16 protein-coding genes are annotated in these 16,961 nt (G+C 54.9%); 7 read left to right on the forward strand and 9 right to left on the reverse strand.

All coding sequences use genetic code 11. From position 1 onward, the window contains the following. Entirely contained in the window at positions 1-1,371 is a 1,371-nt protein-coding gene (gene cpxA / locus D9980_RS20720) for an envelope stress sensor histidine kinase CpxA (RefSeq protein WP_121608326.1), read from the reverse strand. Continuing rightward, on the reverse strand, positions 1,368-2,066 hold the full coding sequence (gene cpxR / locus D9980_RS20725; protein ID WP_021181873.1) for an envelope stress response regulator transcription factor CpxR: 699 nt from the start codon (positions 2,064-2,066) through the stop codon (positions 1,368-1,370). Before cpxR ends, cpxA begins: the two co-directional genes overlap by 4 nt. Before the next feature lie 149 nt (positions 2,067-2,215). Here cpxR and cpxP point away from each other — a divergent pair, with 149 nt between their 5' ends. The 5 genes from cpxP to D9980_RS20750 all read left to right on the forward strand — a co-directional run bounded on the left by cpxP (position 2,216) and on the right by D9980_RS20750 (position 8,010). Continuing rightward, positions 2,216-2,710 (forward strand): cell-envelope stress modulator CpxP, encoded by a 495-nt coding sequence (gene cpxP, locus D9980_RS20730; RefSeq protein ID WP_024482887.1) that lies wholly within the window; start codon positions 2,216-2,218, stop codon positions 2,708-2,710. Positions 2,711-3,045: 335 nt separating this feature from the next. Beyond that, complete coding sequence (gene fieF / locus D9980_RS20735) at positions 3,046-3,948, forward strand: CDF family cation-efflux transporter FieF (protein ID WP_024482886.1); 903 nt, start codon at positions 3,046-3,048, stop codon at positions 3,946-3,948. Positions 3,949-4,181: 233 nt separating this feature from the next. Beyond that, positions 4,182-5,144 (forward strand): 6-phosphofructokinase, encoded by a 963-nt coding sequence (gene pfkA / locus D9980_RS20740; RefSeq protein ID WP_021181876.1) that lies wholly within the window; start codon positions 4,182-4,184, stop codon positions 5,142-5,144. 203 nt (positions 5,145-5,347) lie between these two features. Further along, positions 5,348-6,820 carry an IS1182 family transposase gene (locus D9980_RS20745; RefSeq protein WP_238393656.1) on the forward strand — a complete coding sequence of 491 codons (1,473 nt, stop codon included), beginning with the start codon at positions 5,348-5,350 and terminating at the stop codon, positions 6,818-6,820. A gap of 200 nt (positions 6,821-7,020) precedes the next feature. Then, positions 7,021-8,010 (forward strand): sulfate ABC transporter substrate-binding protein, encoded by a 990-nt coding sequence (locus tag D9980_RS20750; RefSeq protein ID WP_024482885.1) that lies wholly within the window; start codon positions 7,021-7,023, stop codon positions 8,008-8,010. A gap of 65 nt (positions 8,011-8,075) precedes the next feature. Here D9980_RS20750 and tpiA read toward each other — a convergent pair whose 3' ends face one another. Both tpiA and D9980_RS20760 read right to left on the reverse strand, forming a co-directional pair. After that, complete coding sequence (tpiA, locus tag D9980_RS20755; RefSeq protein WP_024482884.1) at positions 8,076-8,843, reverse strand: triose-phosphate isomerase; 768 nt, start codon at positions 8,841-8,843, stop codon at positions 8,076-8,078. A 127-nt stretch (positions 8,844-8,970) separates the two neighbouring features. Then, entirely contained in the window at positions 8,971-9,558 is a 588-nt protein-coding gene (locus tag D9980_RS20760; protein ID WP_121609061.1) for a DUF1454 family protein, read from the reverse strand. A gap of 195 nt (positions 9,559-9,753) precedes the next feature. Between D9980_RS20760 and D9980_RS20765 the strand changes: the two genes are divergently transcribed. Further along, complete coding sequence (locus tag D9980_RS20765) at positions 9,754-10,173, forward strand: DUF805 domain-containing protein (RefSeq protein WP_021181880.1); 420 nt, start codon at positions 9,754-9,756, stop codon at positions 10,171-10,173. A 1-nt stretch (position 10,174) separates the two neighbouring features. Here D9980_RS20765 and fpr read toward each other — a convergent pair whose 3' ends face one another. Both fpr and D9980_RS20775 read right to left on the reverse strand, forming a co-directional pair. Further along, entirely contained in the window at positions 10,175-10,921 is a 747-nt protein-coding gene (gene fpr, locus D9980_RS20770) for a ferredoxin--NADP(+) reductase (protein WP_121608327.1), read from the reverse strand. Between the two features lie 4 nt (positions 10,922-10,925). Next, positions 10,926-11,549, reverse strand: coding sequence for a metalloregulator ArsR/SmtB family transcription factor (locus tag D9980_RS20775; RefSeq protein WP_021807227.1), 624 nt, complete (start codon positions 11,547-11,549; stop codon positions 10,926-10,928). A 308-nt stretch (positions 11,550-11,857) separates the two neighbouring features. Here D9980_RS20775 and emrD point away from each other — a divergent pair, with 308 nt between their 5' ends. Next, on the forward strand, positions 11,858-13,042 hold the full coding sequence (gene emrD / locus D9980_RS20780; RefSeq protein WP_021807226.1) for a multidrug efflux MFS transporter EmrD: 1,185 nt from the start codon (positions 11,858-11,860) through the stop codon (positions 13,040-13,042). Between the two features lie 32 nt (positions 13,043-13,074). On the opposite strand, the gene glpX is transcribed toward emrD, so the two are convergent. The 3 genes from glpX to D9980_RS20795 all read right to left on the reverse strand — a co-directional run bounded on the left by glpX (position 13,075) and on the right by D9980_RS20795 (position 16,604). Next, positions 13,075-14,085 carry a class II fructose-bisphosphatase gene (gene glpX, locus D9980_RS20785; protein ID WP_021181884.1) on the reverse strand — a complete coding sequence of 337 codons (1,011 nt, stop codon included), beginning with the start codon at positions 14,083-14,085 and terminating at the stop codon, positions 13,075-13,077. 121 nt (positions 14,086-14,206) lie between these two features. After that, entirely contained in the window at positions 14,207-15,715 is a 1,509-nt protein-coding gene (gene glpK / locus D9980_RS20790) for a glycerol kinase GlpK (protein WP_021181885.1), read from the reverse strand. Positions 15,716-15,758: 43 nt separating this feature from the next. Then, positions 15,759-16,604, reverse strand: coding sequence for an MIP/aquaporin family protein (locus D9980_RS20795; RefSeq protein ID WP_024482879.1), 846 nt, complete (start codon positions 16,602-16,604; stop codon positions 15,759-15,761). Positions 16,605-16,961: the final 357 nt, after the last annotated feature.

Raw genomic sequence — 16,961 nt, forward strand, 5'->3', positions numbered from 1 at the left:
TTAACGCTGATGCAGCGGCAACCATAACACCAGACGCAGGCCACCCAACGGGCTGTCTTCCGCTTTCACCCAGCCGCGATGCTGATTGACGGCGGATTCGACGATTGCCAAGCCCAACCCGGTGCCGCCGGATTGGCGATCGCGTGCTTCATCGGTGCGATAGAACGGCCGGAAAATCTGCTCACGATCTTCCGGGCTGACGCCTGGGCCATCATCGTCCACCACGATGGTGGTCCCCTGATTATCGGCGCTGAATGCCACCGCGATGCGCGTATTGGAATAACGCAGGGCATTACGCACAATATTCTCCAGCGCACTGTCTAGGGCACCTGCGTTGCCGTAAATCGTCCATGGGCCTGGAGGGGAGGTGACCTCCAGCTGCTTGCCCATCTGTTCGGCTTCGAAACTGGCGTTATCCAGCACGTCGGCCCACAGTTCGTTGGCCTTCAGCAGTTCGCGCACCAGCTCGCTTTTCTGTTGGCCACGGGATAGCAACAGCAGATCGTTAATCATCGAATCCAGCCGTTGGGCTTCGGTTTCGATACGCGCCAGTTCATGGCCTTCACCGTGGCGGCGGCGCATCAGGGCGGTTGCCAGCTGCAGACGCGTTAACGGGGTACGCAATTCGTGGGAGATATCGGAGATCAGCCGTTGCTGGGCCGTCATCATCCTTTCGAGCGCGCTGATCATCTGGTTGAAGCTGGCCCCGGTGGCAAGGAATTCCTGCGGCCCGGCTTCCAGCTCAGGGTGTTGCTTAAGGTTGCCACGTGCTACATCATCGGCGGCGTTTTTCAACTTACGCGCCGGTTTGGCCAGGCTCCAGGCCAGCCACAGCAACAGCGGGGCGCTGATTAACATGGTGACGATCAGCAGCAGCAGCGGCCGGTCGAACATCAGGTTGATAAAATCGGACTGCGAACTGTTGGCTGGGCGGATCAGGTACAGCTGATAGTTGTCTTCACCATCGCGCACCGAGAACGGGCCAACCAGCTCGACGCGGCCATATTTTTTCTTTTGCGGTTGGTCGGAGTTGTCCGACTGGCCGATAAAGTTGCGCACGATCTGCATTTCGTTGCGCTGCGCGCCGATCACTCGCCCTTCGCTGGTAACCAACAACAGGCGCTGGCCCGGCGGTGCCCATTTTTCGATGGCGCGGAACAGGCGGCGCCACCACATCAGGTCGTTGGCCGGATCGTTTTGCAGTTCGGCTTCGACATGCTGTTCCAGCATCAACCCCTGCCGCTGTTCGCTTTCCAGCAGCGTGGTCATTTGGCGGGAGTCGAGTTTGGGCACCATCAACACCAACATCAGCACCAGGGCCAATGTGAACCAGAAAATGGCGAAGATGCGTGCCGTCAAGCTGTTGATCATGCTGCAGATACCATCAGATAGCCCCGTCCGCGCAGGGTTTTGAACCAAGGATGCCCATCTTTGCGGTCCGGCAGTTTGCGCCGCAGGTTGGAGATATGCATATCAATGGCGCGATCGAACGGCGTCAGGCGTTTGCCCAGCACTTCCTGGCTGAGGAGTTCACGGGAAACTACCTGGCCGAGATGCTGTGCCAGCAGATAGAGCAGGGTAAATTCGGTGCCCGTCAGATCCAGCACTTGCCCGTCGAAGCTGGCTTCCTGGCGGCCGGGATTCAGCTGCAAGCCGTCAACGTCTAGCGTAGGTGCGCTGGTATCCACATTCTGCTGCTGTTCGCTCCAGTTGGAACGGCGCAGAATGGCCCGGATGCGGGCAACCAGTTCGCGATCGTTAAAGGGTTTTGCCAGGTAGTCGTCCGCACCTAGTTCAAGGCCAAGTACCCGGTCCAATTCGCTGCCGCGAGCGGTTAGCATGATCACCGGCGTCTGGTGGTGCTGACGCAATTCTTTCAGCGTATCGATACCGTTTTTCTTCGGCATCATGATATCGAGCAACAGCAGATCGATGGAGCTGTCCAGTAACGACAACGCCTGTTCACCGTCGTGAGCCACGACGATGTTAAAGCCTTCCATTTCAAGCAGTTCTTTCAGTAGCGAGGTGAGCTCGCGGTCGTCGTCAACTAACAGAATTTTGTGCATATGTGATTTACCTCCTGACGCAAAATACGTCATCAACTGTTGCTATTCCATGACTTTACGTAGTTTTACATGCCCTGACGCATGTTTGCAGGTGCAGCGATACACTGCTCCTCGTTGATTCGCAAAGTGAGAAAGCTCGAGGAGTAAAAATGGTTAAGGTGACCGCAGTAGTTATGGCATCAATTTTGGCAATAGGTTCTACCGCTGCCTTTGCTGCTGATACTACACCGGAAACTGTCCAACCTCCTGCTAATGATGCACTGTTGAGAGCGCTTGGCCAGAATCACATGTTCGACGGCGTTCGCTTGACCGAACAGCAACGCCAGCAAATGCGCGATTTGATGCGCCAGGCCCGTTACGATTTGCCTGGTGTTAATGTAGACGAAGTGGAAACCATGCATAAGCTGGTCACCGCAGATAAATTTGATGAAGCCGCCGTGCAGGCCCAGGCGGAAAAAATGGCTCAGGAACAGGTTAAGCGCCAGGTCGAAATGGCCCGGGTACGCAACCAAATGTATAACCTGCTGACGCCAGAGCAAAAAAGTGTTTTAGACCAGAAGCATCAGCAGCGTGTGCAGCTGATGAAGCAACAGATTTCTGGTTTGCAGCAAACTTCTGCCCAGAAGTTGAGTATGACTGAGTAATCCCCTGTTTTTCCTTGCCATAGACACCATCCCTGTCTTCCCCCTCATGATGAGGGGGTTTTTTTTCATTTCGATAAAATAAATTCGATTAAAAAACAATGAATTAATTTTTTACTAAAAGGTTTCGGATTTTTAAAAACCATTGAGTGTGGACACTATGTGGACGCGCCTTCAAACCTGGATAACTTATGGATACTTATCTAGGGACAGCGACATTACTGCACATTTTGCCAGATTTTTTTGCTTAACTGACAAGCATCCCGTAATGATGGCGGGACTTTTTTTACCCCGCATTCCGTTATACTGAAGCCCATAAACTTTGGTTGGGGTTTTTTATGGAACAGCAATACGCGCGGCTGGTGCAGTCCGCTGCTTTAGCCGCCACCGGAATGGCCTCCGTTCTACTGTTGATCAAGATCGTTGCCTGGTATCTCACCGGTTCGGTCAGCCTGTTGGCGGCGTTGGTGGATTCGTTGGTGGATATTGCCGCATCGTTAACCAACCTGCTGGTGGTGCGCTACTCGTTGCAGCCGGCTGATGAAGAGCATACGTTCGGTCACGGCAAGGCCGAGTCGCTGGCGGCGCTGGCGCAAAGCATGTTTATCTCCGGTTCTGCCCTGTTCCTGTTCTTGACCGGCTTCCAGCATCTGTATTCCCCGCAGCCCCTGAATTCGCCGGGTATTGGGATAGCTGTAACTATCATTGCGTTGATTAGCACTCTCATCCTGGTGACCTATCAGCGCTGGGTAGTCAGAAAAACGCGCAGCCAGGCGGTACGGGCCGATATGCTGCATTATCAGTCAGATGTGATGATGAATGGTGCTATTTTGATAGCACTTGGGCTAAGCTGGTATGGATTTCACCGTGCGGATGCGCTGTTTGCCCTGGGTATTGGGGTCTATATTCTCTATAGCGCGCTGCGTATGGGGTACGAGGCGGTGCAGTCCCTGCTGGACCGCGCCTTGCCGGATGAAGAGCGTCAGGCAATTATCGATGTGGTATCGTCTTGGCCGGGTGTGAAAGGTGCGCACGATCTGCGTACGCGGCAGTCCGGGCCAACGCGGTTTATCCAGTTGCATCTGGAAATGGAAGACAACCTGCCGTTGATGCAGGCGCATATTCTGGCAGAACAGGTGGAGCAGGCATTGTTGCATCGTTTCCCTGGGGCCGACGTGATTATTCACCAGGATCCCTGTTCTGTTGTTCCTCAGGGCCGACAGGGGCATTGGGAACTATAATCAACAGACATAGGTCAATGTTGGGTGGATTGAGAAATCACGGTGTTAGCACGCCGTGCCATGTGAAGTTTTTTCCTTGATGTTGCGTGACCTGAATCAATTCAGCTGGGTGTTTTTGTTATAATATCCAGCAATAAAAGCCGTAAAGCTGGTTTTGCGCCGTTGGAGAGATACCCGGTGAGTCGGCGAATACAGAATTCTTAAGAAATTGCATCTACAGTTCAGAGGTAGTCATGATCAAGAAAATCGGTGTACTGACAAGTGGCGGTGACGCCCCAGGTATGAACGCTGCCATTCGTGGCGTTGTGCGTGCCGCGCTCACAGAAGGTCTGGAAGTATTTGGTATTTACGATGGCTACCTTGGTTTGTACGAAGATCGCATGGAGCAATTAGACCGCTATAGCGTGTCTGACATGATCAATCGCGGCGGCACCTTCCTGGGTTCAGCGCGTTTTCCAGAGTTCAGGGATGACAGTGTGCGCGCCAAGGCGATTGAAAACCTGAAAAACCGCGGCATTGATGCGCTGGTGGTCATCGGCGGTGACGGTTCCTACATGGGGGCGAAGCGCCTGACTGAAGAGGGTTTCCCTTGCATCGGTTTGCCTGGCACCATCGATAACGACGTTGCAGGCACCGACTACACCATCGGTTACTTCACCGCGTTGGAAACCGTGGTGGAAGCGATTGACCGCCTGCGCGACACCTCTTCATCACACCAACGTATCTCTATCGTAGAAGTGATGGGGCGTTACTGTGGCGACCTGACCCTGGCGGCGGCCATTGCCGGTGGTTGTGAATTTATCGTCCTGCCGGAAATCGAATTCAGCCGTGACGATCTGGTTGACGAAATTAAAGCTGGTATCGCCAAAGGTAAAAAGCACGCCATCGTGGCGATCACCGAGCATATCTGTGATATCGACGAACTGGCACGCCATATCGAGCAGGAAACCAAGCGTGAAACCCGTGCGACCGTATTGGGCCACATCCAGCGTGGTGGTTCACCGGTTGCCTACGACCGTATTCTGGCTTCCCGCATGGGCGCGTACTCCATCGACCTGCTGCTGCAAGGTTACGGTGGCCGCTGCGTAGGGATCCAGAACGAGAAGATGGTGCACCACGACATCGTTGACGCGATCGAAAACATGAAGCGTCCGTTCAAAGGTGACTGGTTGGAAACGGCGAAAAAGCTGTACTAATCTGCCCCTGATGCTGCTAAGCGGGCGCGGTATATAAGGCGCTCCTACGGGCGAACATGCTCGCCTCTACAAGTTCAGCCGCATTGGCACTTGGTCATCAATCTGGAGCCTCCGTTTTGGAGGCTCAGATTGATGACAAAGTCCTGGCCGTGAGGCCAGGACTTTGATCTAATAAGGTCAGTGCAAAAAACGGACTGACTGCCATGCTCAAAGAACCTTCTCCCCATCAGTACCAGTTTGAAACCATTACCCTTGATGAACTGGTTCCCGAAGACCATCTGGTCCGTAAAATCGATGCCGCCATTGATTTTGAATTTATCCGCGATGCCGTTGCTCACCTTTATTGCCCCGATAATGGCAGACCCGCAATCGACCCCGTTCGCCTGATTAAAATGATGCTGTTGGGCTACCTCTTCGGTGTCCCCTCAGAGCGCCGTCTGGTCAAGGAAATCCAGGTCAATGTCGCTTACCGCTGGTTCCTGCGTATGGGGCTGACCGAGAAGGTCCCCGACGCCTCAACCCTGAGCCAGAACCGCATTCGTCGCTTCAACAACAGCGATGTCTTCCAGCAGATTTTTGACCATATCGTGTTACAGGCTCTGGGTCAGGGGATGGCAAACGGACGTGTGCTCTACACCGACAGCACCCACCTGAAAGCCGATGCCAACCCGCGCAAGGCCGTGAATGAACTGCGCCCTGAAGGCGTCAGTGAATACTTCACACAGTTGAATGATGCCGTGGAGGCCGACAGGAAGAAACGCGAAAAAAAGCCGCTGCCCGCCGCAAGAAAAACAACCAAAAACGACGCCGTTAAAAACACCAAAGTCAGCATCACCGACCCAGAAAGCGGCTTTATGCACCGGGACAACAAGCCAAAGGGCTTCTTCTATCTGGACCACCGCACGGTGGACGGCAAGCACGGCATCATCATGGATACCCATGTCACGCCGGGCAATGTGCACGATAGCCAGCCGTTCATTGGCAGGCTGGCACGGCAGGTGGAGCGGTTCAACCTTGATACGGTCGCCGTGGGTGTGGATGCGGGTTATTTTACCTCGGCGGTGTGCCATCTGACGCAGGAGATGAGTATCGCGTTGGTACCGGGTTATCGCAGGCCACACAAAGGGCTGAATGACTTCCAGAAAAAGCACTTCAGGTATGACGAGGCGCGTGATGTGTATGTGTGTCCGGCGGAGGAACTCCTGATATACGGCACAACGGACCGCAACGGCTATCGGCATTATCGTTCAGAGCCGGCAGTGTGCCAGCGGTGCGAGCAGAGAGGGCAATGCACGCAGAACAGCAAAGCACAGAAAACGATAACGCGGCACGTATGGGAAGGGGCGAAAGAGGAAGCGAACAGGTTGCGACTGACGAAATGGGGCAAGAAGGTGTATGCGCGGCGCAAAGAAACGGTTGAAAGAAGCTTCGCGGATGCGAAACAGCACCATGGGCATCGATATGCGCGGTTCCGCGGTCTGTCGAAAGTGCAGATGCAGTGTCTGCTTGCGGCGACAGCGCAAAATATGAAGAAGATGGCGCTGCTGGCGCTTCTTAATGCTGTTTATAAGTGGCTGAAAGGGCTTATGGAAGGACAGGAGCCCCATAGAGGCACTCAGAAAAAGCAAAAAGCAGTGTGGTGTGAAAATATCGCGATCGCGACCTACGGTCGCTAAAAACAACGAACCCCATCAAAATAATGGGGTTCGTCATCAGTCTGAGCCTCCGTTTTGGAGGCTTTTTTTTGTCTGTTATCGCTATATTCCAGAATGGTCTAGTACCACATTTTTTATTCTTTAATTGTGAGGGAAGTTTCTGGCAGGCTTTGATGCTAAATCAACCGCTTGAGGTTGCGTCATTTTCTGGGGGAACGGCAATGCAAAAATGGGGTGTGGGTCTGACTTTACTGCTGTTGGCATCGGGTGCCATGGCGAAAGATATTCAACTGCTGAACGTCTCATACGATCCAACGCGTGAGTTCTACCAGGAATATAACACGGCGTTTGGTAAGTATTGGCAGCAGCAGACCGGCGATAAGGTTACCGTGCGTCAGTCACACGGCGGTTCCGGCAAGCAGGCGACCTCGGTGATTAACGGCATCGAAGCGGACGTGGTCACGCTGGCGTTGGCATACGACGTGGACGCCATTGCAGAACGTGGTCGTATTGATAAAGCGTGGATCAAGCGCCTGCCAGACAACTCAGCACCTTATACCTCGACCATCGTTTTCCTGGTGCGTAAGGGCAACCCAAAACAGATCCATGATTGGGCTGACCTGGTGAAGCCCGGCGTATCGGTTATTACACCGAACCCGAAAACCTCTGGCGGTGCCCGTTGGAATTATCTGGCTGCCTGGGGCTATGCTCTGCACCAGAACGGTGGTGATAAAGCCAAGGCTCAGGAGTTCGTCAAAGAGCTGTACCGCAATGTGGAAGTGTTGGATTCCGGCGCACGTGGCGCAACCAATACCTTCGTTGAGCGCGGCATCGGTGATGTGCTGATCGCTTGGGAAAACGAAGCCTTGCTGGCAGAGAAAGAGCTGGGTAAAGACAAGTTTGAAATCATCACTCCGAGCGAATCCATTCTGGCCGAACCGACGGTATCGGTGGTGGATAAGGTCGTTGATAAGCGTGGCACCCGTGATGTGGCCACGGCTTACCTGAAGTATCTGTATTCACCGGAAGGCCAGACTATTGCGGCCAACAACTACTACCGTCCGCGTGATGCAGCCGTTGCTGCCAAATTCGCCGAGCAGTTCCCAAAACTGAAGCTGTTCACCGTGGATGATACCTTTGGTGGCTGGACTGAAGCGCAGAAGGTGCACTTTGCCACTGGCGGGATCTTTGACGAAATCAGCAAGCGCTGATCGCTAATTTTTGGCCATAAAAAACCCCGGCTTGCCGGGGTTTTGTTATTTCAGGCCGGATAAAATCAGGCTTTTTTCGCTTGGGCAGCGGCTTTGACGATCACGGCGAAAGCGTCAGCTTTCAGTGATGCGCCGCCAACCAGCGCGCCGTCGATGTCTGGCTGAGCAAACAACTCTGCGGCGTTCTTATCGTTCACGGAACCGCCGTACTGGATGATCACTTCGGCTGCTACCGCAGCATCTTGCTTGGCGATATGGTCACGGATAAATTTGTGCACTGCCTGAGCTTGCGCTGGGGTGGCAGATTTACCGGTACCGATAGCCCACACTGGCTCATAAGCGATGACGGTGCCTTTGAACGCTTCAGCGCCCTGGGTTTTCAGCACGGCGTCGATCTGGCGCGCACAAACTTCTTCGGTTTTACCCGCTTCGTTTTCTGCTTCGGTTTCACCGATGCACAGCACTGGGATCAGGCCAGCGGCTTTCAGCACGGCAAATTTCTCTGCGATCGCTGCGTCGGTTTCTTTGTGATAGGTACGGCGCTCTGAGTGGCCGATGATGATGTATTCAGCACCTACGTCTTTGAGCATGGTGGCAGAAACTTCACCGGTGAAGGCGCCAGACAGGTTGATGTCGACGTTCTGTGCGCCCAGAGCGATGCGGCTGCCACCCAGCTCGTGCTTGGCCAGATCCAGATACATGACTGGAGGTGCGATGGCAACGCCACAACCGTCAACGCTGCTCAGTTCTTTACGCAAGGCGGCGATCAGTTCGTTAACCATGTGAACGCTGCCGTTAAGCTTCCAGTTACCCATTACTAATGGATGACGCATGTGTTTTCCTCCAAAAAGGGGACGCGAGAGTCTAAATGACAACTGCCGGACTGGCAGTTTACCTGCCCAACAGTATAGAGATGAATCAGTGCAAAGGCTTTGCTTTTTGTCATTAATTGCTGGGGTATCAGGGTTCAGATAGCGTTAGCTTAATCGGTTCAACGGCGAAGGTTACCCCCTTATCGCCGTTATCTGCCACCACATAGCGTATTGCCCCGACCTGTTGCTGGTAGAAGTAGGAGCCTTTGCCTTTTTCCAGCAGGTTGTTCACCTTGATAATGCTTTCTTCCACGGTGAGTGCCGGTTCAAACTGACGGCTCAGGGCCGCCATGTAGTTCACCGCGATGGCTTTGGCCGCTTTTTCTTCGCCATCCTGCAACAGCAAATGGGTAAGTTGCATGGTTTTAATCTTACCGGTGCCCTTTTCCAACGCGGTAGAGGCGTACAGGTTTTCGTTAATCTTACTGGCCGCGCGGGTCAGCAAAGGAGAGTCATCCTCTCTGGAGGGGACGACGCGAAACTCACCAATCGGCAGCGTTGGGTTGTCGCGGTTGTATTTTTCGCGAAATTGCACCACCGTCAGATCGAAGGTGGGCGCGCCAGCCAGCAAGTAGGGGGCGTTCGCCGGGGCTTCGGTAGGCGTATCCGGTGGATCGGCCCAGGCACTGCCGATGGGGAAGCACAGGCAGGCTATAACGATGATTTTTTTCAGCATGGTATACGGCATCGGTAACAAAGATGACTCCGATTAAAACGATAACCCGGGGGAATTGTCAAAAATTCCGCGTGATTGTCGTTTGCTGACGCAAGGCGGTGCGATGGTCTGCGTTTTTCCGGGGCTAGCTCAACCCGGTATGGCCTATGTTACACTGCGGCGCAGAATATGGGCAGGCCAAGAGTGCATGAATCGATGAGCTTACAGCAATGGTGTTTTTCCTTTAAGGGCCGCATCGGGCGGCGCGACTTCTGGATCTGGATGGCAGTCTGGGTGGTGCTGATGGCAGTGGCTTTCACGCTGGCCAACTACGATGTGGTGGCGATCCAGACCATCGCCTTTTGCATTGTGGCGCTGTTGTGGCCAACGGCGGCGGTGCTGGTCAAGCGCCTGCACGATCGTAATAAAAAGGGTTGGTGGGCGTTGCTTTTGATCCTGGCGTGGATATTGGCGGCAGGTAATTGGCAGATGTTGGCGCCGGTCTGGCAATGGGGCGTGGGGCGTTTTATTCCAACGCTGATTGTGGTGATGATGGCGATCGATCTGGGGGCTTTTCTTGGCACTCCTGGGGATAACCGATTCGGGCCAGAGGCCGAACCGGTAAAATTCCGCTGAACTACCAGTAATGCTCGCTGGTGATATGGCCCGGCTTACGGCGCAGATGTTTGCGCATCTGGTACTTCTCTTTCAGCGTTTGCTGGGTATCTCGCACCATCTGCGGGTTGCCGCACAGCATCACATGGCTGGTTTCGGCATCCAGGGTCAAACCAACTGCCGCTTCCAGTCGGCCGTCTTCCAGCAGAGCAGGAACGCGCCCGGTCAATGAGCCAGCCACCTCTTCGCGGCTGACCACGGTTTGAATGCGTAGTTTGCCGTTAAAACGCTGTTGCAGCTGCTGCATCAGTGGCAGGTAGCTGAGATCGCGAGCAAATCGTGCAGCGTGCACCAGCACCAGGTTGTTGAAGCGCTCCAGATCTTTGCCTTCTTGCAGGATCGACAGATAAGGGCCGATGGCGGTGCCGGTCGCCAACATCCATAGGGTGTCGCAGTCTGGCACTTCTTCGAGCACAAAGAATCCGGCGGCTTCTTTGGTGACCATCACCTCCGCTCCGGGCTGCAACTGATGGAGGCTTGGGCTGAGTTTTCCTTCTGGCACTGTGACCAGATAAAACTCCAGGTTGGGATCGCTGGGGGCATTAACATAAGAATAGGCGCGCTGAACGCGCTCACCGCCTATTTCTAGTGACAGCTTGGCAAACTGCCCGGCGGTGAAACTGTCGATCGGGGCATTGACGGTGATGCTGAACAAGCCATCGGTCCAATGTTGTACCCCTGTCACTTTGCCATTAACCCATTCAGCCATACTTTTAACGCTCCCGTGGTCGGATCAAATAAGCACAATGTCGTGAGCCGGAGATGGCATGCGCGGTACGTTCTATCCGGTAGCCTTTACCAAACAGGCGATGGAACAGCTGCAGTTCGGAGTTGCACAGGTTGCTGCAAGTATGGGCCGCCACGCCGATCGGACAGTGGTTTTCCACCAGCAACATGCCCTGCGGGCTTTCCAACAGTTCCGCCATATAGCCGTCACGCTGGCGTAGGTTAACCAGGCGGTTGAGCTTGCTGAGATGGTCTTCTTCCTCTGCCAGCTCATCGGCGTACCGGTGATAGAGTTTATCCTCGCGCGCCCGGATCAGCTTTTCTATGCCTTCGGCACCGAACAGCTCATGTGCAGACTCCAGCAGGATCGCCGAAAGCCGATCGTGTCCGTCGGCAAACTGGGCATGGCCCTGTTGGGTCAAAGACCAGTAACGCGTCGGGCGGCCTACTTTGGCGCGCGTTTCCTCGTAGCAAACCAGCTCACGTTGTTCAAGGGATTGCAGATGCTGGCGGATCCCCATCGGCGTGATTTCCAGCCGCTCTGCCAGCATTTTGGCAGAATGAGGACCCAAGGTTTTTAACTGCAATAAAATCAGCTCTGGTGTTTTCATAAAACCCAAATCCCTGTGGCGGTATCTTATTTCAAGTTGATGGAAATAATTATCGATTAAGTGTTAAAGCTAATCTGATGCAAGTTTATCATTTTTAACTCTTTCCCGTTATGACAACAGATACGTACAGTTTCATTTACGAGACTGGTAGCGATAGGTGCCAGTGTGACGGCGATCTATATTTGCCCGAAACTCGCTAAAAAAATCAGATTTGTTAGCTTATGCGACGCTGAGAAGCTGCTCTGTGGTTCCCCCTGGGATATTAGGCGGGGTTGAGTGTCGCAAGACTGAATAAGTTAATGAAGATAATGAGAAAAGTTGAGAACTTCCACCTGCTGGTGATGCTGATCCTGCTGGTTGCCGTCGGTCAGATGGCGCAAACCATTTATGTACCTATCATCGCCGATATTGCCCGCGATCTCTCGGTGCCCTCCGGCTCCGTGCAGCGCGTTATGGCGGCTTATCTGCTGACCTACGGCTTCTCGCAGCTGATCTACGGACCGCTTTCCGATCGCATTGGCCGCCGCCCGGTGATCCTGGCTGGCATGATGATTTTCCTGCTTGGTGCCTTGGGCGCTTTGCTGGCCAACAGCCTATCGATGTTGGTAGCCGCCAGCGCGGTTCAGGGTATGGGCACCGGCGTGGCGGGCGTGATGGCCAGAACCATGCCGCGCGATCTGTATGCAGGCACTTCCCTACGTTATGCCAATAGCCTGCTGAATATGGGCATTCTGGTCAGCCCGCTGTTGGCTCCGGTGATTGGCGGGGGATTGGCGATGATGTTTGGCTGGCGGGCTTGTTATGGCTTCCTGCTGGTGTTGTGCGCCGGTGTAGCGTTTGCCATGTTCCGCTGGTTGCCGGAAACCCGGCCGCAGCAAACGGAAAAACGCCGTATGCTTTCCAGCTTCCGCCAACTGCTGGCGGACGGCACCTTCAGCTGCTATCTGGTGATGTTGATCGGTGCTCTGGCCGGTATCGCCGTCTTTGAAGCCAGCTGTGGCGTGTTGATGGGCGGAGTGTTGGGCCTGAGCGGTTTGACCGTCAGTATCCTGTTTATCTTGCCGATCCCGGCGGCGTTCTTTGGTGCCTGGTATGCCGGGCGTGACGGCAAATCCTTCCACAGCCTGATGTGGCATTCGGTGATCAGTTGCCTGTTGGCCGGGCTGATGATGTGGATCCCTGGTTGGTTCGGGGTGATGAATATCTGGACGCTGATCGTGCCTGCGGCGTTGTTCTTCTTCGGTGCCGGGATGCTATTCCCCTTGGCGACCACCGGTGCGATGGAGCCGTTCCCTTATCTGGCCGGGGCGGCGGGTGCCCTGGTGGGCGGCATGCAGAATATGGGGTCTGGCCTGGCAACCTGGCTGTCAGCCATGCTGCCACAAACCGGGCAGTTCAGCCTTGGCTTGCTGATGTTTGCCATGGCGTTGTTGATTTTGCTGTGCTGGTGGCCGCTATCGAGCCGTATGCAGCATCAGGGACATACCGCCTGATAGAGACGGGGCGCGCTCTGCGCCCCTAGGCGTTAAAGCAGGAATTCGTGCAGCGCTGCGTCTTTGCGATCCAGATAGTGGGTCGAACGGATGCGGCGGATAGTGCGCGATTTGCCCCGAATTAACAGGGTTTCGGTGGTGGCCATATTGCCTTTGCGGCTTATGCCCTCCAGCAGATCGCCCTTGGTGATGCCGGTTGCGGCAAAGATCACGTTATCGTTGCGCGCCATTTCATCCAGCACCAACACCTTACCGGCTTCGATGCCCATTTCTTTACAGCGGGCCAGCTCCTGCTCGCCAATACGGCGATTATCTTCGTTATCCCCTTTGACCTGATGGCGAGCCAGCAGGCGGGCTTGCATATCACCATCCAGCGCCCGGATCACCGCAGCGGAGATCACGCCTTCCGGTGCGCCACCGATGCCGTACATCACATCCACTTCGCTTTCCGGCATACAGGTCAGGATCGACGCGGCGACATCACCGTCGGGAATAGCGAAAACCTTCACCCCGAGCTGCTGCATTTCTGCGATCACCGCATCGTGGCGTGGTTTAGCCAACGTGATCACCGTTAGCTCCGTCAGTGGCTTGCCTAGGCAGGCAGCGATGTTGTTCAGGTTGGTGGCTAGCGGCAAGTTGAGATCGATCACTCCACGCGCCTGCGGGCCGACGACCAGTTTTTCCATGTACATATCAGGAGCGTGCAAGAAGGTGCCACGATCGCCTACCGCCAGGACCGCCAGCGCATTGGATTGCCCCATTGCGGTCATGCGTGTGCCTTCGATGGGATCGACGGCAATATCCACCGCATCGCCTAGCCCGGTACCGACGTTTTCGCCGATATACAGCATCGGGGCTTCATCAATCTCACCTTCACCGATCACGATCCGGCCATCAATATCCACCCTGTTGAGCATAATGCGCATGGCATTGACGGCAGCACCGTCGGCGGCGTTTTTGTCGCCGCGTCCCAACCATTTATAACCCGCAAGTGCGGCGGCTTCGGTAACGCGGGAAAATTCGATGGCTAATTCACGTTTCATGGCAAACCTGTCAGTGAGAAAAGGGAAGAAAATATCGGCAAAGTTTACCACAGGGGGGAGGTGGCAGGGCGAGGCAAAAAAAACGCTGCCCGAAGGCAGCGCTGTTGCAGGGTAAAACGAATCAGTCGTGATCTTCCCAGGCTTGCGCACGAGCCACGGCCTTTTTCCAGCCGCTGTAACGGAAATTACGCTCGGTAGTTTCGATACCCGGACGGAATTCACGCTCGATGTTGGCTTTGCTCTTCACTTCATCCAGATCGCTCCAGTAGCCAATCGCCAGCCCGGCCAGATAGGCCGCGCCCAACGCCGTCACTTCACGCACCTCAGGACGCTCAACACGGGTGCCGAGGATATCGGACTGGAACTGCATCAGGAAGTTGTTGGCTACCGCACCACCGTCCACACGCAGCGATTGCAGACGGGTATTGGCATCGGCCTGCATAGCATCCAGCACGTCGCGGGTCTGGTAGGCGATAGACTCCAGCGTGGCGCGGATGATGTGGTTGCTGTTGACGCCGCGGGTCAGGCCGAAGATAGCGCCACGGGCATACGGGTCCCAGTAGGGGGCACCCAGGCCGGTAAAGGCGGGCACCACGTAGACGCCATTGCTGTCTTTGACCTTGGTGGCGAAGTATTCGGAGTCGGCGGCATCGCTGATCAGTTTCAGCTCGTCGCGCAGCCACTGGATAGAGGCACCGCCAATAAACACCGCACCTTCCAGCGCATAGTTCACTTCGCCGCGTGGGCCGCAGGCGATGGTGGTCAGCAAGCCGTGGCTGGAGCGTACTGCCTCTTTGCCGGTATTCATCAACAGGAAGCAGCCGGTGCCGTAGGTGTTTTTCGCCATACCCGGCTGGACGCAGAGTTGGCCATACAGCGCCGCCTGCTGGTCACCGGCGATCCCGGCGATAGGAATACGCGTCCCGCCTTTACCCCCGATGTTGGTCTGGCCATACACTTCGGAAGAAGGACGGACTGCTGGCAGCATGGCGCGTGGGATGTCCAGCGCTTCCAGCATCCGATCGTCCCAGTCCAGCTCATGGATGTTGAACATCATGGTACGCGAGGCGTTGGTGTAGTCGGTCACGTGAACCCGCCCTTGGGTCATCTTCCACACCAGCCAGGTGTCGACGGTACCAAACAGCAGTTCACCGCGCTTGGCACGTTCGCGCGCGCCTTCGACGTGGTCAAGGATCCATTTGACCTTGGTACCCGAGAAGTAAGGGTCAACCACCAGGCCGGTATTGTGGCGGATATACTCTTCCAGGCCATCACGCTTGAGTTTTTCGCAGATGTCGGCAGTACGACGGCACTGCCAGACGATCGCGTTATAAATCGGTTTACCGGTCTCTTTTTCCCAGACGATGGTGGTTTCACGCTGGTTGGTAATGCCGATCCCGGCGATTTGGTCAGAACTGATATCGGCCTTGGCCAGCACTTCGACCAAGGTGGAACTTTGTGAGGACCAGATTTCCATCGGGTCGTGCTCTACCCAGCCGGCCTTCGGGTAGATCTGCGTAAATTCACGCTGTGAAACCGCAACAATATTGGCATCGTGATCGAGCACTACGGCACGTGAACTGGTGGTTCCCTGGTCGAGGGCGACAATGTATTTTTTTTCGGTTGTCATAATTTTGAGTCCTACTGTGGTTAACCGTTTAAAGCCGTGCCAATCACGCTTTACGTTGTTCTGGTTTAGTGGCGGGTTGCTCTTCCTCGAAGCAAACGTCACAAGGCAGATGGCGACCGATCAGCGCGCGATAACCAAAGGCGCCCAAACCTGCACCGACGATAGGGCCGAAGATAGGCACCAGGAAGTAAGGGATGTCGCGAGCGCCGGTGAAGGCCACGTTGCCCCAGCCCGCCAGGTAGGCGAACAGTTTCGGGCCAAAGTCACGCGCTGGGTTCAGTGCAAAGCCGGTTAATGGTCCCATAGAGGCACCGATGACGGCAATCAGAATACCGATCAACAGCGGTGCCAGCGGGCCGCGTGGAATGCCGTTGCCGTCGTCTGTCAGCGCCAGGATCAGGCACATCAGGATGGCGGTGATCACGGTTTCTACCAAGAAGGCCTGGCCGACGGAGATATGTGCGTTGGGATAAGTCGAGAAAATGCCGGCCAATTCGAGGCTTTCGTTGCTGCCACGCACCATCTGGTGGGCGGCTTCAAAATCGAAGAACAGACTGTAATACAGCCCGTAGACCAGTGCTGCCGCGCAAAAGGCACCCGCAATCTGCGCAACGATGTAAGGGAGTACTTTGCGTCCATCAAAGCAGGCGAACAGCCACAGCGCGAGCGTGACGGCCGGGTTCAGGTGAGCACCGGAAATGGCGGCGGTCAGATAGATGGCCATCGCCACCCCCAGGCCCCAAATGATGCTGATTTCCCACTGGCCGAAGCTGGCACCTGCCAGTTTCAGCGCTGCCACACAGCCTACGCCAAAGAAAATCAACAGACCGGTGCCGAGGAATTCAGCGATGCACTGGCCTTTTAAGGTCGGACTGATGGTTTGGCTCATAATATTATTGTCCTGCAGACGACGGTTATAGGTTATCTAGGCTTGGCGCGTTGGCGTTTTGGCCTTGAGCTACAGAGTTTTTCTTCACGTCCTCTTATCGGTTGAGGATGTGATGTAAATTTATCGTTAACGAGCATAAACGAGAAATAGCGAAATCAAAATGTGTGTACTTCGTCATAAAATTGAGCGAATTCGCGTTGTTCGGTGTTCTTTCTGCGCCATAAAACGGTGATCTGACCAGTTATTTTGTCTCTATTTGTTAACAACCCTGCCGTTTGGCAGCGGTGACTTTCAGCTTTGACCGATAGCCAGGGTAGGAAAATTGCAACAGAGTGCGCGTTGGGTCGGTATGTTGCT

The sequence above is a fragment of the Serratia sp. 3ACOL1 genome, from assembly GCF_003668775.1.
GTDB classification, from domain to species: Bacteria; Pseudomonadota; Gammaproteobacteria; order Enterobacterales; family Enterobacteriaceae; genus Chania; species Chania fonticola.

Coding starts and splice junctions, on each gene's coding strand:
- fpr (WP_121608327.1), bottom strand. CDS start 10,921: ATGGCTGAATGGGTTAATGGCAAAGTGACAGGGGTACAACATTGGACC.
- D9980_RS20750 (WP_024482885.1), top strand. CDS start 7,021: ATGCAAAAATGGGGTGTGGGTCTGACTTTACTGCTGTTGGCATCGGGT.
- D9980_RS20795 (WP_024482879.1), bottom strand. CDS start 16,604: ATGAGCCAAACCATCAGTCCGACCTTAAAAGGCCAGTGCATCGCTGAA.
- pfkA (WP_021181876.1), top strand. CDS start 4,182: ATGATCAAGAAAATCGGTGTACTGACAAGTGGCGGTGACGCCCCAGGT.
- cpxA (WP_121608326.1), bottom strand. CDS start 1,371: ATGATCAACAGCTTGACGGCACGCATCTTCGCCATTTTCTGGTTCACA.
- D9980_RS20760 (WP_121609061.1), bottom strand. CDS start 9,558: ATGCTGAAAAAAATCATCGTTATAGCCTGCCTGTGCTTCCCCATCGGC.
- D9980_RS20775 (WP_021807227.1), bottom strand. CDS start 11,549: ATGAAAACACCAGAGCTGATTTTATTGCAGTTAAAAACCTTGGGTCCT.
- tpiA (WP_024482884.1), bottom strand. CDS start 8,843: ATGCGTCATCCATTAGTAATGGGTAACTGGAAGCTTAACGGCAGCGTT.
- cpxP (WP_024482887.1), top strand. CDS start 2,216: ATGGTTAAGGTGACCGCAGTAGTTATGGCATCAATTTTGGCAATAGGT.
- glpX (WP_021181884.1), bottom strand. CDS start 14,085: ATGAAACGTGAATTAGCCATCGAATTTTCCCGCGTTACCGAAGCCGCC.
- D9980_RS20745 (WP_238393656.1), top strand. CDS start 5,348: ATGCTCAAAGAACCTTCTCCCCATCAGTACCAGTTTGAAACCATTACC.
- glpK (WP_021181885.1), bottom strand. CDS start 15,715: ATGACAACCGAAAAAAAATACATTGTCGCCCTCGACCAGGGAACCACC.
- D9980_RS20765 (WP_021181880.1), top strand. CDS start 9,754: ATGAGCTTACAGCAATGGTGTTTTTCCTTTAAGGGCCGCATCGGGCGG.
- cpxR (WP_021181873.1), bottom strand. CDS start 2,066: ATGCACAAAATTCTGTTAGTTGACGACGACCGCGAGCTCACCTCGCTA.
- emrD (WP_021807226.1), top strand. CDS start 11,858: ATGAGAAAAGTTGAGAACTTCCACCTGCTGGTGATGCTGATCCTGCTG.
- fieF (WP_024482886.1), top strand. CDS start 3,046: ATGGAACAGCAATACGCGCGGCTGGTGCAGTCCGCTGCTTTAGCCGCC.